We start from the raw sequence: 12,261 nt of genomic DNA, 5'->3' as shown, positions 1-12,261 counted from the left end.
ACAAAAAATAAGGCGCATATTGTGCCTTATTTTTTTGCCTGCTCCGCACGCTGTCGACGCAACTCTTTAGGATCGGCAATTAAAGGGCGATATATCTCGACGCGATCACCATCATTAAGTTTATCACCAAGCTTTACCGGGCGGCTGTAAACCCCCACTTTGTTCTTTGCCAGATCAATATCAGACCGTAACTCAAGCAGACCCGATGTATTGATAGCATCCTCAACTGTGCTTCCCTCGACAAGAGTCACAGTACGTAAATATTGGCGTTCAGGTAAGGCATAAACTACCTCAACGCGAATATTAGACACTGTAAACCTCTTTAGCTCGTTGGGTGAAAGCTTGCACCATATTCCCCGCTAATTCTTTGAATATTTTACCAAAAGCCAATTCAATCAACTTATTGGTAAATTCAAAATCAAGGTGCAATTCAACTTTACAAGCATCCGCACTCAATGGGGTGAAATGCCATCCCCCCATAAGTTTACGAAACGGCCCATCAACCAGCTGCATAGCAATGCTCTGGTTATCAGTTAATGTATTACGTGTTGTGAACGTTTTACTGATCCCGGCTTTCGCAACATCAACGGCAGCCGTCATTTCATTTTCAGTAGCATCAAGAACCCGGCTTCCGGTACAACCGGGCAAAAATTCTGGGTAAGAGCGAACATCATTAACCAGTTGATACATCTGTTCTACACTAAATGGAACCAGCGCAGAGCGGCTAATCTGTGGCATAACATTTCCTGTGTGACATAAAACGCACTGATAATACCATTTATCTATCGCCATACAAAAAATCTGCTAGGCATTCCGTGCAACAAATGAGACAAAATGCACAAGCATCCTATGGGAAAGGATTTCATTCGTCTGCGCATACAGTATAATGATCAACACTATGACAAAGAAAAAAGCATACAAACCCGGTTCCGCGACCATTGCGCAAAATAAACGTGCCCGTCATGAATACTTCATCGAAGAAGAATTCGAAGCAGGTCTTGCATTGCAAGGTTGGGAAGTAAAATCACTGCGTGCGGGCAAGGCAAACATCAGCGATAGCTATGTTATGTTTAAAAACGGCGAGGCATTTCTATTTGGTGCCACGATTACGCCGTTGAACGTAGCATCGACTCATGTTGTCTGCGAGCCAATGCGTACTCGTAAACTGCTGCTGAACAAGCGCGAATTGGACTCTCTATTTGGGCGAGTCAATCGTGAAGGTTATACCGTAGTCGCACTCTCCATGTACTGGAAGAATGCGTGGACAAAAATTAAAATCGGTGTAGCTAAAGGTAAAAAAGATAACGACAAGCGCGATGATATTCGTGATCGCGAGTGGAAATTAGACAAAGCGCGTATCATGAAGCACGCAAATCGTTAAGTCACTGGCTTAGCAGGACATAGTTCTGTTATACTGACGAAGTTCTTTGGGGCTGATTCTGGATTCGACGGGATTCGCGAAACCCAAGGTGCATGCCGAGGTGCGGTGGCCTCGTAAAAAACCGCAAAAAAATAGTCGCAAACGACGAAAACTACGCACTAGCAGCTTAATACCCTGCTTAGAGCCCTCTCTCCCTAGCCTCCGCTCTTAGGACGGGGATCAAGAGAGGTCAAACCTAAAAGAGCTCGTGTGGAAACCTTGCCTGGGGTGGAAGCATTAAAACTAATCAGGATAGTTTGTCAGTGGCGTGTCCATCCGCAGCTGGCCGGCGAATGTAATGATTGGACTAAGCATGTAGTACCGACGGTGTAGTAATTTCGGACGGGGGTTCAAATCCCCCAGCTCCACCAAATAATGATCCGGGTATTACCAGATAAGTCCGGAGAAGTACGAAAAGCCCGCATCCATCCTAGGTCGCGGGCTTTTTTGTGTCTCTGTGGTCTGGAATCTCCTAATTGAAGCTAATCTCTTTGGGTCGATTAACTGATACCGAAAATCCTAGCGGCCAGATAGCACCAGCTTCAATATGCTTCGCTATAAACGAGTGCGGATTACCTTAGGTTTATCTCAGGTGTGTTTTGAAAAACGGTATTATTTTATCCAGAGCCTAACGTACCGCTTTCGGCTTGTCATACAGGTCATAATGGGAAAAGTCCGCCAAAGAGACTAACTGACGATCTTTGGAAGCATTTGCTCGGCCATAAATCTCCATCCCGTCGCGAAAGGCACCAAAAGCTCCCACTTTCTGGCCTATTATTACCATAATTGGTTGGGTCAGCAGAGTTTCAGCAAAAGCATCCCAAGCTAGAGTACGCTGCGCCGCCATTGCTTTCAGTGCACCGAGTGGATCGTAATCGCTAAAACCTTCCCGGAAGAGACGACCGACATTCAAACCAGAGATACTGACCACAGCCTGAATACGCTTTTCTGTCAAAGTGGCATTAATTGCATAGCCACCGCCACTACAAATCCCCAACAGACCAATTCGATCAGCATCGACGTATGGCAGCGTCACGGCATAATCAATTACGCGGCTGATATCTTCCACTCGTTGAGTGGGGTCTTCAATCCAGCAAGGAGAACCACCAGACTCACCTTGAAAACTCGCATCGTAGGCAAGAACCACATAGCCGGCTTCAGCCAGCGTTTTGCCGTATACATTGCCAGAAGTCTGTGCTTTGCAACTACCAAAAGGATGAATGCTAATAATCGTTGGATATTTTTTCGCTTCATCAAAATTCGCGGGAACCAGAATGTTGGCAGCAATAATGCCAAGCCATATCCGGATTCTGAATATGTACAGTTTTCATTACAGTTTCATCTCAAAAAGGAAGCTAAAACGGATACCGTTTCTGCGACGTAATCATTACCGTCATACCGATCCATATGCTTAGCGCCGCCCGCAATCTGCATAGGTTGTGTCAGGAAGACATTAGCCATGTGGTGAGTTATAAGTGATAATTGGGTTCCGGGATGGGAGACGATAATCACCGGGTATTGAGTGTTTTTATCGAACCCATTAGGGAAATAGCTAATTGCGGATAAAGTAATTACTGGATTATTAGTATTCGTAGAACTAATCTTATTCATCATCAATCTCCTTAGCTTCAACACCAACTAATAGTAATAAAGGATAAACGCCCTATGGCTATTACTATAGACACAAAATACTGAGATGATGAAACTAAGGATAACAATATAATTACCATCTAAATAATTTAAAAACTTGCTATGCAACATGCTTACAGAATAAACAAAAATAAGAGTTCACATTAACAGAATTATTTCTATTTATCGAACTTAGGTTACTCAATATATTATTATGAATATGTTTATTTTTTAATAAACTGGCAAGCATTCATACTTCGGGTTTCATTTATATTTCTTATCTGGTATTCAACGAACCTCCCCTTTTGCCCCTGAGCAAACGAGAGAATTAACTATCGTGATAGATAAAAAACCATCGTTTAAAATATAAAAACCGCCTGCATAAAGTGACAACCTTATATTAGACACTTCATACAGACGGCTTTTAAGCCACAATATTAGCGTTATTTATACTGATTTAATGACTGCATCCACCAGCAGCCTGACAATATTCGTATTCCAAAGTGTCAGGGTCGGGGCCATCAGAGCACTCATCGCTAGATGCTGGCCACAACTTACCTTCCTCAGCAACAGTGCCCGCAGATACAGACATAATCCCCACCAGCAGTAAACTTCTTAGTATATCTTTCATCGGTATATCCTCCTTGATTTACCGTCAAATCGGCATGAATGATATTGACGGTTGATTTTACTGTTGCTTATAAAAGCAGCAGCCCACCTGATAATTGATTCCGTCCGTTCAATTATCAATCAAGTAAGTTGATTCGTTTAACTCTTGTTGATAATAATTATTATTTTTACTCATTTTATGCCGTAACAAGCCAAACCTTATATACCCATACTATTAAAGCTGGCACTCACGAAGACTCTATTTAATAATTAACTTATTAACTTATTAACTTATTAACTTATTAACTTATTAACTTATTAACTTATTAACTATTTAACTATTTAACTATTTAACTATTTAACTATTTAACTATTTAACTATTTAACTATTTAATAGAGTAAAACTTGCCCCTAACCTCAGATTAAACTCAACAGTCTAAATACGATCCTAGCCGGTAGCCGCGTTGTTCAATTGCCTGTCTTAATTGCGGTGAGGTGAGCACATCTAATTCGGCCAGTCTTGGGTAACAGTATCCGCTGGTCATGAGGATTTGATCAATAAATGCCGGGTGGCACATTATTTCAAGTGAATTAATCTGGTGTTGCTGTGCGTAATCCAATAATTTTAAAAATGATTGTTTCGATAAATCCTCTCCATAAAAACCGGCATCAAACCACTCTGTGCTGCGCGGTTCATTGAGCACAATGCCTTGCTGCTGTACTTCATTACGATCGACGCGCAACGCAACCCCTTTTTCGCGGGCGAATGACTCAATCAGCGGATAAATCTGTGGCAACATATGAACATGGTGATGGCTATCAATATGCGTGGGTAAGCGGCCAAAAACAGTGACAAATTTATCAAACTGTGCGGCCAGTTCCTGGGCGATTTCATCCAGATTCAACTCACCAGCGTCAGCCCGTTGCCACAACCATTTACCCAATTCTCCCTTAGCATCAACCAAAGAAGGCATGACCGTTAGTGGTTGGCCATAGGTCAAAACAAAGTGCATTCCCACAGGTAAATCAGGATTTTGTTTGCTGAGTTCTGCGGCGTGATAAATCGCCGTACAGTTCATCATTGCCGTGGTTGAAGAGACAATACCATTGCGGAATGCTTCAATAATCCCATAACTTTGGCCTTTGCAGAGGCCAAAATCATCGGCATTAACAATAAGTAACTTTTCCATTGAGGGTGCCTCATAAGCCTATTAAGACGATAAATCTTTGGCCAAGCTAATCGGATAATCCCTCTCTAACACAGTTGAATTTCTTGCGATAATTCCCCGGCGTAAAAGAGGTCAGTTTTTTAAAGTTTTTAATAAATAAAGTGGTATCGCTGTAACCCGCGTCGAAGGCAATATCCGAGACAAAATAGTTCGTCATTTCAAGCTGAGTTTTAGCAAAATTGATTCTGATTTCATTGATAATCTGCATCGGCGTTTTTTGGTAATAACGCCGAGTAGCACGAGTAAGGTACTCTTGAGTTTTACCAGACAGCTCAATCATATTCACTAGCGCTTTCTCGCCAAACATCGACTTGTCATGCATTTTATCGATGCTGTTTTTCAGCCACTGCGGAATGTCATCGTTGACATCACTCTCTTTATAATGGCTGATGCGGTTAGTGACATAAAAGGTCAGTAATTCAACCAGTTCACTCAGCTCATCTTCTCTAAAGTGCGGAGCAGAAATAGCCGATTCGATATAAGAAAGAAAATCACCTTTTAGGCGATACGCTTGTGAAGCAACAATAGGTCTGGAGAGCAGATGAGAAAAGTGTTCTTCAAAGAAGTTTTTCCTGATCCCAACGTTTAAAATTCGCGTCGCACCAAAATCATAGAAACTTTGATGGTGGGAACCCATCGGAATAAAAACGAAATCACCGCGTTCTAAGAAGACCCGCTTACCGTTAATTTCCTGATAACACATGCCCGTTAATATCAGAGTATATTCATAATAATCATGTTGATGTAAGCCGGTCGCACTCTCCGTTTTATTATAAATAAACAGATGGAATTCTTTTCCGTTAAAAAAGTCTTTTTCACGAACTAATCTGACTTCCATCTTATTTACCTTCACTCATTCATCTAAAACAATGGATATTCACGCTGGAGGATCAGTCTATCTTTTGGTGCAATTCAATCAACTCCGCAATTAACTCTCTGGCTAACATCGCATTCATTAAATGATCTTGTGCGTGCACCAGTACCAAGGTGACTCTGGTTTTGCCTTCGCCTTGGTCAGCTTCAATAAGCTGAGTCTGTACCAAGTGCGCTTCATTCAGTGCCTGACGTGATTGTGCCATCAGTTCCTCAGCTTGAACAAAGTCACCCGTTTTGGCATGTTTTAATGCTTTATAAGCTAAACTGCGAGCTTGCCCAGCATTAATAATTAGCCCCATAACCACATCTTCCAACTCATCAGTGGGCTGTGCATCATCAATAATTTTATCTAAGTCAAACATACGGTTACTCCAATTAATTAAAGCCGTTTTGTCTGGTAACATCTGCAAACCAATAGCCACTTTTCTTTATGACTCTCGACTGATCTGTGATATTTAACCGGACTAATCCATAGCGATTTTTGTAGGCATTGAGCCAAGACCAGCAATCAATAAAGGTCCATAGATGGTAGCCTTTGCAGTTGCTCCCCTCTTGTAATGCCTGATGCAACCATTTTAGATGGTCGCGAATAAATTCAATGCGATAATCGTCATTAACTTGCCCCGATGGCGCGAGAAATTGCTCTTCGCCCTCAACACCCATGCCATTTTCTGAGATATAACAGGGGATATTGCCATAATTCTGTTTCAGGTTAATCAGAATGTCATATAACCCTTTTTCATAAATTTCCCAGCCGCGATGAGGGTTAATTTTCCGCCCTGGCATTTGATAGAAACTGAATAAATCTTCCGGTGTTTTCACTTGCTCCGGCGGGGTTGGAGTATCTTTCGCCTGTACTCTTCTTGGCTGATAATAGTTAACGCCCAGTAAGTCGATGACCCCTGTAGCGATGAGCTGGCAATCACCGGGTTCAACTTGCGGGAGTAGATCATATTCGCGCAGTAATGCAATAAGTTCCTCGGAATAAACACCTTTTGTGACAGGGTCGAGGAAACTACGGTTAAGCAATAAGTCGGCTCGATCAGCCGCCACCAAATCTGGCGAACTGTCCGAGCGAGGGTAGGTTGGGGTAAGGTTTAAAATGATACCGATCTCACCGCCCTGCTCCATTTTCCGGTAATTTTCTACTGCTTTGGCATGCGCCAACACACTGTGGTAGGCCACAGTGACTGCGCGTTTGAAATCAACCACACAAGGGTAATGCAGGTCATTCAGATAGCCGGCCTCAACCGGTACAATCGGCTCATTAAAGGTAAACCAGTGTTTTACTCGGTCACCAAACAAGGTAAAGCAGATTTTGGCATAGCGCGCATAGGCATCCACCACTGCTCGGCTTTCCCAGCCCCCTTTCTCTTGCATGCACAGCGGCATATCAAAATGGTAAAGGTTGATAAAAGGTGTAATGCCATTCGCTAATAAGGAATCAATGACCGCGTTATAAAAAGTGACCGCTTTAGGGTTCAACTCGCCGTCACCACTTGGAATCAGTCTCGACCATGAAATCGACGTCCTGAATGTGTTATGTCCCAGTTGTTTTAACAGCAAGATATCCTGCTGGTAATTATCGTAAAAGGTGGAGGTGTTTTCCGGGCCAATTTGTCCATGAAAACGTTCGGGTGCAATATCATACCAATAATCGAAGATGTTCTTGCTCTTGCCATCCTGCAATGACGCCCCTTCAGATTGGGTTGCAGAAGTGGCGCTACCCCACCAAAAATTATCGGGAAATTGATATTTCACTCCGACCTCCAACCTTATACGTTCAATAGGGTTAACAATTAGAATTTCAAGCTATCGGCTATCTCTTCTTCACTTTGAACTTCACGGTCTATCTCGTTTTGTGCTTTGTTGGCGATAATCACAAACGGCAGATAAATCAATGTGGCAATCCCTAGGTTGAACAGACTTAACAGCATGGCAGCAATACTGCCGTTAGTATTAAAGAAAGCGCCCAAGCCGACTGGCATGGTCCACGGCGCAATATTGGTAATCGGTGGAATAAACCCTGTGTAATAGGCAATCGAGGTGATAATGGCTAAAACGGGTTGAACCAGAATAAATGGAATAAAGAATAGTGGATTCATTATGACCGGCAGGCCGAACAAGATAGGCTCGTTAATCTGGAACACACTCGCGGGTGCCCCCAGTTTTGCCACCTGACGATAATCTTCACGGCGGGAGCCGATAAAGATAGCAATAACCAAGCCAAGTGTTGCCCCAGTTCCCCCCAAGAAGATGTAGGAGTCAACGAAAGGTTTAGCCCACATGTGGAACTCTTTGCCCGCAGCCAATGCCGCAGCAACAGAGCCATACTGGGTATACGTTGCCACGTTCTCCAGCGCAAATGGCATCATAATGCCGCTTTCCAATGCAGATAACGCCATCGCGCCGTGAATCCCGAAGAACCACAACAATGAAGAGCACATGACATACACCCAACCCACCACACTGCCCATTTTCGACAGCGGAGCTGAAATGGTGTCCATGATGATCTGGTGGAAGTTGGTGCCATGCAATCCCAGAGAATAGGCAATCACACCCATGATGGAAAGGATGATAAAGCCGGGGATCAGAGCAGAGAACGAGCGAGAAACAGAAGTTGGCACACTGTCCGGCAGGCGGATAACCCAGTTACGCCGCACGATAAAGGCAAAGACCTCAGCAACCACTAAGCCAATGATGATACCCGAAATAATATTCGCCCCACCCAACCAGTTGGCACCGACGGCATAGGCATCACCAACACTGTATGGCGTCACTGTCATAAAGGCGGCAATGGCCAGCAAGGCAGACGCCAGTGGGTCGACTCTTTTCTCCTCAGCCAAGGCCATACTGATGAAGAATGGTGTCATTAATGACATGATGCCAAGAGTACCGTTATAAACGTTACCGCCTATCGCTTTAAAACCATTGAGGGTCGTGATGGTATCAGCATCCAAACGGACACCCATCGAGAAGAAGAATGACCCTTCACCAAAACTCAAGAACACGTTATTGATAAGCACGAACATGGCACCCGTCAGGGTTAACGGCATCAGCCGGATAAACCCATTCTTGATGGCATTAATATGTTGCTGTTTGCCAATCTTAATGGCGAAGGGCAATATGACCCTTTCCAGAGAATTAATAAATGCGCTCACAGTGCTCCCCTTATTGTTTTGCTTTTTTTATTGCAGCAACAGCAGCTTTTAACACCCCTAAACCATCGACTTTGCCGTAAAGGATTGAGTCGATCACTTCCACGGGTTTGTTAGGGAACATTTTGGTTACTTCTGGCAACATGTAGGCAATTTGCGGCCCTAATAGGATGACATCGGCTTCCTTACCATGTTGTGCCGCCAATGCTTCCGGGTAAGCATTGATGACGACGGGCACTTCATACTTCTCTGCCTGAACTTTCATTTTGGAAACCAGTAGCGAGGTAGACATACCAGCAGAGCAAAATAAGTAAATTTTTTTCTTTTCCATACCCAACACCTTTTGAGGTTCAAAAGACACAAGTTATTCATATGCCAGTGCAATGGTGAATTCCCTTTATCTGTACTTTATCGTGCCCCTTGCCCAGCTCCATTGTTTCTGGTTGTCGGCAGTATACGGAGTTGACAGACAAGCCAGTAATTCGATCACCTCTATAATCGTCTCTTATTGACTTTTCATATTGACACCCTTCACATTTCTCATCGATTACAATGTGATGCTTATCGCAAAATGATTATTTTTTTGCTCGGCGAATTAAGTTTAATTCATTTGTATTTCATATGGTTAGTTTTTATTTACCTATTACTACGCAACAAAATAAAACCGTAAAAATGAATTGAAATAGATGCAAGGATAAATTAGAGAATCTTATTGGTTTGATAATCGTTTCATCCAAACTTTTCCGCTTTTTATCATAATTTTGCGCCGTGACTTTATTCGTGGAGCGAAGTGCATTGCAGGCAGGTGACAACCGCATTCACTCAAGGAACTAAGATAGTTCCTTGAGTGAATGATGGCAGCCAATCCTTCTGTGGCTTAAAAGATAGCGGGTATAGCCACATTGTTAATATCACGTTCCCTATAGAACCCCCTCAATGCCACATATTTTAGAACCGGAAATAGCCGATTCTCGGTTAATACTCTATGGTTAACAGGTATTTACGTATTTATGGAGTGAATGATGACGCTATTCGGAAATAGAACACCGATCTCTCGCCCAACATTGCCGTTAATTAAAATGCTTTTACTCAGTGTATTTATCTCAACAGCCACGATTGCCGCTACGGCCCCCACGGTGACGGTAACTGAATTGCAAGATGGGTTAGACCACCCTTGGTCACTGGCTTTTTTGCCTGATGATGGGGGAATTTTGATCACTGAACGCTCTGGACAATTGCGCTTGTGGCAGCAAGGAAAACCACTATCGGCGCCCATAAAAGGAGTGCCCACGGTATATGCCAAGGGACAAGGCGGCCTATTGGAAGTGGCATTATCTCCCAAATTTGCCCAAGACCGCCGTGTCTACCTCAGCTTTGCTGAAGAAGGCAAAGGCGGTAAGGCAGGTACTGCGGTAGGTTATGGACGCCTCAATCCTCAGGCTACCGCCATCGAAAACTTTACCGTTTTTTTCCGCCAGCAGCCTAAATTGTCGACCGGTAACCACTTTGGTGGGAAATTAGCTTTTGATAAGCAAGGCCATCTTTTCATAACCTTAGGGGAAAATAATCAGCGCCCCACGGCTCAGGATCTGAGCTTGTATCAAGGTAAAATCGTGCGTCTGACTCTTGATGGTAAAGTGCCGAAAGATAATCCTTTCGCCAATAAATCGCCGGCAAGAGCCGAGATTTGGTCTTATGGGCATCGAAATCCACAAGGATTGGCGCTCAACCCATGGAGTGGAGTGATGTGGTCCAATGAACACGGGCCGAAAGGCGGTGATGAAATAAATATCCCGATGGCAGGGAAAAACTATGGCTGGCCACTGGCAACACATGGGGTGAATTATTCAGGCCTCGCCATCCCTGAAGCCAAAGGCACCCATGTAGATGGCACTGAGCAACCCGCATATTACTGGGAAGTATCGCCCGGGATCAGTGGGATGGCATTCTACGACGCCACGCGTTTCCCCGCTTGGCAACATTCGTTGTTTATCGGCGCATTGGCTCAGAAAGAGTTGATTCGCTTGCAGTTGGATGACAATAAAGTGATTGCAGAGGAGCGCTTGTTGGCGGATCGCGGCGAACGTATCCGTGACGTGCGCATCGGGCCAGATGGCTATGTTTATCTGCTAACAGATGAGAGTGACGGTAAATTATTGAAAGTAGGCCTAGCTCCGAAAGAATAATCCCTGTACCTGTCAACAAAAAGCCGGAGACACCTCCGGCTTTTGTTTTATGACAAATACTCGCTCTGCAACCCCAAGGTTGCAGAATAATTAGCGATCAGATGAAGCCTGCCACAAGTTAAGTTGCCCATCGGTAACATGCTGATCAATCGCACGTAACTCTTCCGCTGTGAAACTGAGATTATCGAGTGCGGCACAGTTTTCCACAAGCTGCTCTGGACGGCTGGCCCCAATCAAAACTGACGTCACGCGGTTATCCTTCAACAACCAGCTTAATGCCATTTGTGCCAGTGATTGCCCACGTTGGGTGGCTAATTCATTGAGCAGCTTGATGCTGCGCAAATTGGCCTCTGACAACATATTTTCTTTTAGCGAACCACCCGCTTCTTTCTTCATCCGCGAATCATCAGGGATGCCATTGAGGTATTTGCCGGTTAGCAACCCCTGCGCCAGTGGGGTAAAAGCAATACAACCAACACCGTGCTTATCCAAGGTGTCTAATAGATTCGTCTGCTCAACCCAACGGTTAAGAATATTGTAAGAAGGCTGATGGATCAGCAGTGGAATCTTCCATTCTTGCAATAACGCCACCATTTGGGCGGTTCGTTCAGAAGAGTAGGACGAAATCCCTACATACAACGCTTTACCGCTTTGCACTGCTTGAGCGAGTGCCGATGCAGTTTCTTCCATTGGCGTGTTTTCATCAACGCGGTGGGAATAGAAAATATCCACATAATCCAACCCCATGCGCTTTAAGCTTTGATCTAGGCTAGCCAGCAGATATTTCCGTGAGCTTCCCGCCCCATAGGGACCGGGCCACATGTTATAGCCGGCTTTGGTCGAGATGATCAGCTCGTCACGATAAGGTTTAAAATCGTCTTGCAGCAACTTACCAAAATTTTGCTCGGCGGACCCCGGTGGGGGGCCATAGTTATTCGCTAAATCAAAATGGGTAATTCCCAGATCAAAGGCTTTGCGCAGTAACGTCCGTTGTGATTCTAATGTGTTGTTAAAACTAAAGTTATGCCAAAGCCCTAGCGATAATGCTGGAAGCTGCAAGCCACTTTTTCCACAAAAACGATATTGCATCTGGTTGTAGCGGGAAGGATCTGCGTTGTAAGGCATGATGGCTTCTGTCTCCATTTATCGTATTT

At 44.1% G+C, this 12,261-nt stretch carries 14 protein-coding genes and 1 other RNA gene; 3 read left to right on the top strand and 12 right to left on the bottom strand.

Translation table 11 applies throughout. The features are described from left to right. Nucleotides 1-26 precede the first annotated feature (26 nt). Together ACIOG0_RS05210 and ACIOG0_RS05205 are read right to left on the bottom strand one after the other, a co-directional pair. A complete protein-coding gene (locus ACIOG0_RS05210; protein WP_050100856.1) occupies nt 27-311 on the bottom strand; it encodes an RnfH family protein in 285 nt (94 codons plus the stop codon). Then, nucleotides 304-738, bottom strand: coding sequence for a type II toxin-antitoxin system RatA family toxin (locus ACIOG0_RS05205; protein WP_050100857.1), 435 nt, complete (start codon nt 736-738; stop codon nt 304-306). The genes ACIOG0_RS05210 and ACIOG0_RS05205 overlap by 8 nt, the downstream gene beginning before the upstream one ends. Before the next feature lie 160 nt (nt 739-898). Between ACIOG0_RS05205 and smpB the strand changes: the two genes are divergently transcribed. Both smpB and ssrA read left to right on the top strand, forming a co-directional pair. Further along, the gene (gene smpB / locus ACIOG0_RS05200; protein WP_032910756.1) at nt 899-1,381 is read left to right on the top strand and encodes an SsrA-binding protein SmpB; all 483 of its coding nucleotides are present in this window, start codon (nt 899-901) and stop codon (nt 1,379-1,381) included. A gap of 48 nt (nt 1,382-1,429) precedes the next feature. Then, nucleotides 1,430-1,791, top strand: a transfer-messenger RNA (tmRNA) gene (gene ssrA, locus ACIOG0_RS05195). A 257-nt stretch (nt 1,792-2,048) separates the two neighbouring features. On the opposite strand, the gene ACIOG0_RS05190 is transcribed toward ssrA, so the two are convergent. The 9 genes from ACIOG0_RS05190 to ACIOG0_RS05150 form a co-directional block, all read right to left on the bottom strand. Beyond that, nucleotides 2,049-2,744 (bottom strand): alpha/beta hydrolase, encoded by a 696-nt coding sequence (locus ACIOG0_RS05190; protein WP_221928014.1) that lies wholly within the window; start codon nt 2,742-2,744, stop codon nt 2,049-2,051. Between the two features lie 14 nt (nt 2,745-2,758). After that, on the bottom strand, nt 2,759-3,034 hold the full coding sequence (locus ACIOG0_RS05185) for a hypothetical protein (RefSeq protein ID WP_186371212.1): 276 nt from the start codon (nt 3,032-3,034) through the stop codon (nt 2,759-2,761). A gap of 472 nt (nt 3,035-3,506) precedes the next feature. Further along, a complete protein-coding gene (locus tag ACIOG0_RS05180; protein WP_155409014.1) occupies nt 3,507-3,680 on the bottom strand; it encodes a hypothetical protein in 174 nt (57 codons plus the stop codon). A 406-nt stretch (nt 3,681-4,086) separates the two neighbouring features. After that, a complete protein-coding gene (gene chbG, locus ACIOG0_RS05175) occupies nt 4,087-4,848 on the bottom strand; it encodes a chitin disaccharide deacetylase (RefSeq protein WP_050295823.1) in 762 nt (253 codons plus the stop codon). Nucleotides 4,849-4,894: 46 nt separating this feature from the next. Beyond that, on the bottom strand, nt 4,895-5,725 hold the full coding sequence (gene chbR, locus ACIOG0_RS05170) for a transcriptional regulator ChbR (RefSeq protein WP_050100868.1): 831 nt from the start codon (nt 5,723-5,725) through the stop codon (nt 4,895-4,897). 52 nt (nt 5,726-5,777) lie between these two features. After that, a complete protein-coding gene (chbA, locus tag ACIOG0_RS05165; protein WP_050295824.1) occupies nt 5,778-6,125 on the bottom strand; it encodes a PTS N,N'-diacetylchitobiose transporter subunit IIA in 348 nt (115 codons plus the stop codon). 13 nt (nt 6,126-6,138) lie between these two features. Further along, nucleotides 6,139-7,524 (bottom strand): glycoside hydrolase family 1 protein, encoded by a 1,386-nt coding sequence (locus ACIOG0_RS05160; protein ID WP_050100869.1) that lies wholly within the window; start codon nt 7,522-7,524, stop codon nt 6,139-6,141. A gap of 38 nt (nt 7,525-7,562) precedes the next feature. Further along, nucleotides 7,563-8,924 (bottom strand): PTS N,N'-diacetylchitobiose transporter subunit IIC, encoded by a 1,362-nt coding sequence (chbC, locus tag ACIOG0_RS05155; protein ID WP_050100870.1) that lies wholly within the window; start codon nt 8,922-8,924, stop codon nt 7,563-7,565. Between the two features lie 10 nt (nt 8,925-8,934). Then, nucleotides 8,935-9,252 carry a PTS sugar transporter subunit IIB gene (locus ACIOG0_RS05150; protein WP_050100871.1) on the bottom strand — a complete coding sequence of 106 codons (318 nt, stop codon included), beginning with the start codon at nt 9,250-9,252 and terminating at the stop codon, nt 8,935-8,937. Between the two features lie 691 nt (nt 9,253-9,943). Here ACIOG0_RS05150 and ACIOG0_RS05145 point away from each other — a divergent pair. Next, nucleotides 9,944-11,107, top strand: a complete 1,164-nt coding sequence (locus ACIOG0_RS05145; RefSeq protein WP_128451374.1) for a PQQ-dependent sugar dehydrogenase — start codon at nt 9,944-9,946, stop codon at nt 11,105-11,107. 90 nt (nt 11,108-11,197) lie between these two features. Here ACIOG0_RS05145 and mgrA read toward each other — a convergent pair whose 3' ends face one another. Beyond that, the gene (gene mgrA, locus ACIOG0_RS05140; RefSeq protein WP_050100873.1) at nt 11,198-12,232 is read right to left on the bottom strand and encodes an L-glyceraldehyde 3-phosphate reductase; all 1,035 of its coding nucleotides are present in this window, start codon (nt 12,230-12,232) and stop codon (nt 11,198-11,200) included. Between the last annotated feature and the right edge of the window lie 29 nt (nt 12,233-12,261).

The organism is Yersinia vastinensis, assembly GCF_044905075.1.
Taxonomy (GTDB): domain Bacteria; phylum Pseudomonadota; class Gammaproteobacteria; order Enterobacterales; family Enterobacteriaceae; genus Yersinia; species Yersinia vastinensis.
The sequence above is the reverse complement of the archived record's forward strand: the minus strand, read 5'-3'. Positions and strand labels throughout refer to the sequence as shown.

Coding starts and splice junctions, on each gene's coding strand:
- ACIOG0_RS05205 (WP_050100857.1), bottom strand. CDS start 738: ATGCCACAGATTAGCCGCTCTGCGCTGGTTCCATTTAGTGTAGAACAG.
- smpB (WP_032910756.1), top strand. CDS start 899: ATGACAAAGAAAAAAGCATACAAACCCGGTTCCGCGACCATTGCGCAA.
- ACIOG0_RS05185 (WP_186371212.1), bottom strand. CDS start 3,034: ATGATGAATAAGATTAGTTCTACGAATACTAATAATCCAGTAATTACT.
- ACIOG0_RS05180 (WP_155409014.1), bottom strand. CDS start 3,680: ATGAAAGATATACTAAGAAGTTTACTGCTGGTGGGGATTATGTCTGTA.
- chbG (WP_050295823.1), bottom strand. CDS start 4,848: ATGGAAAAGTTACTTATTGTTAATGCCGATGATTTTGGCCTCTGCAAA.
- chbR (WP_050100868.1), bottom strand. CDS start 5,725: ATGGAAGTCAGATTAGTTCGTGAAAAAGACTTTTTTAACGGAAAAGAA.
- chbA (WP_050295824.1), bottom strand. CDS start 6,125: ATGTTTGACTTAGATAAAATTATTGATGATGCACAGCCCACTGATGAG.
- ACIOG0_RS05150 (WP_050100871.1), bottom strand. CDS start 9,252: ATGGAAAAGAAAAAAATTTACTTATTTTGCTCTGCTGGTATGTCTACC.
- ACIOG0_RS05145 (WP_128451374.1), top strand. CDS start 9,944: ATGACGCTATTCGGAAATAGAACACCGATCTCTCGCCCAACATTGCCG.
- mgrA (WP_050100873.1), bottom strand. CDS start 12,232: ATGCCTTACAACGCAGATCCTTCCCGCTACAACCAGATGCAATATCGT.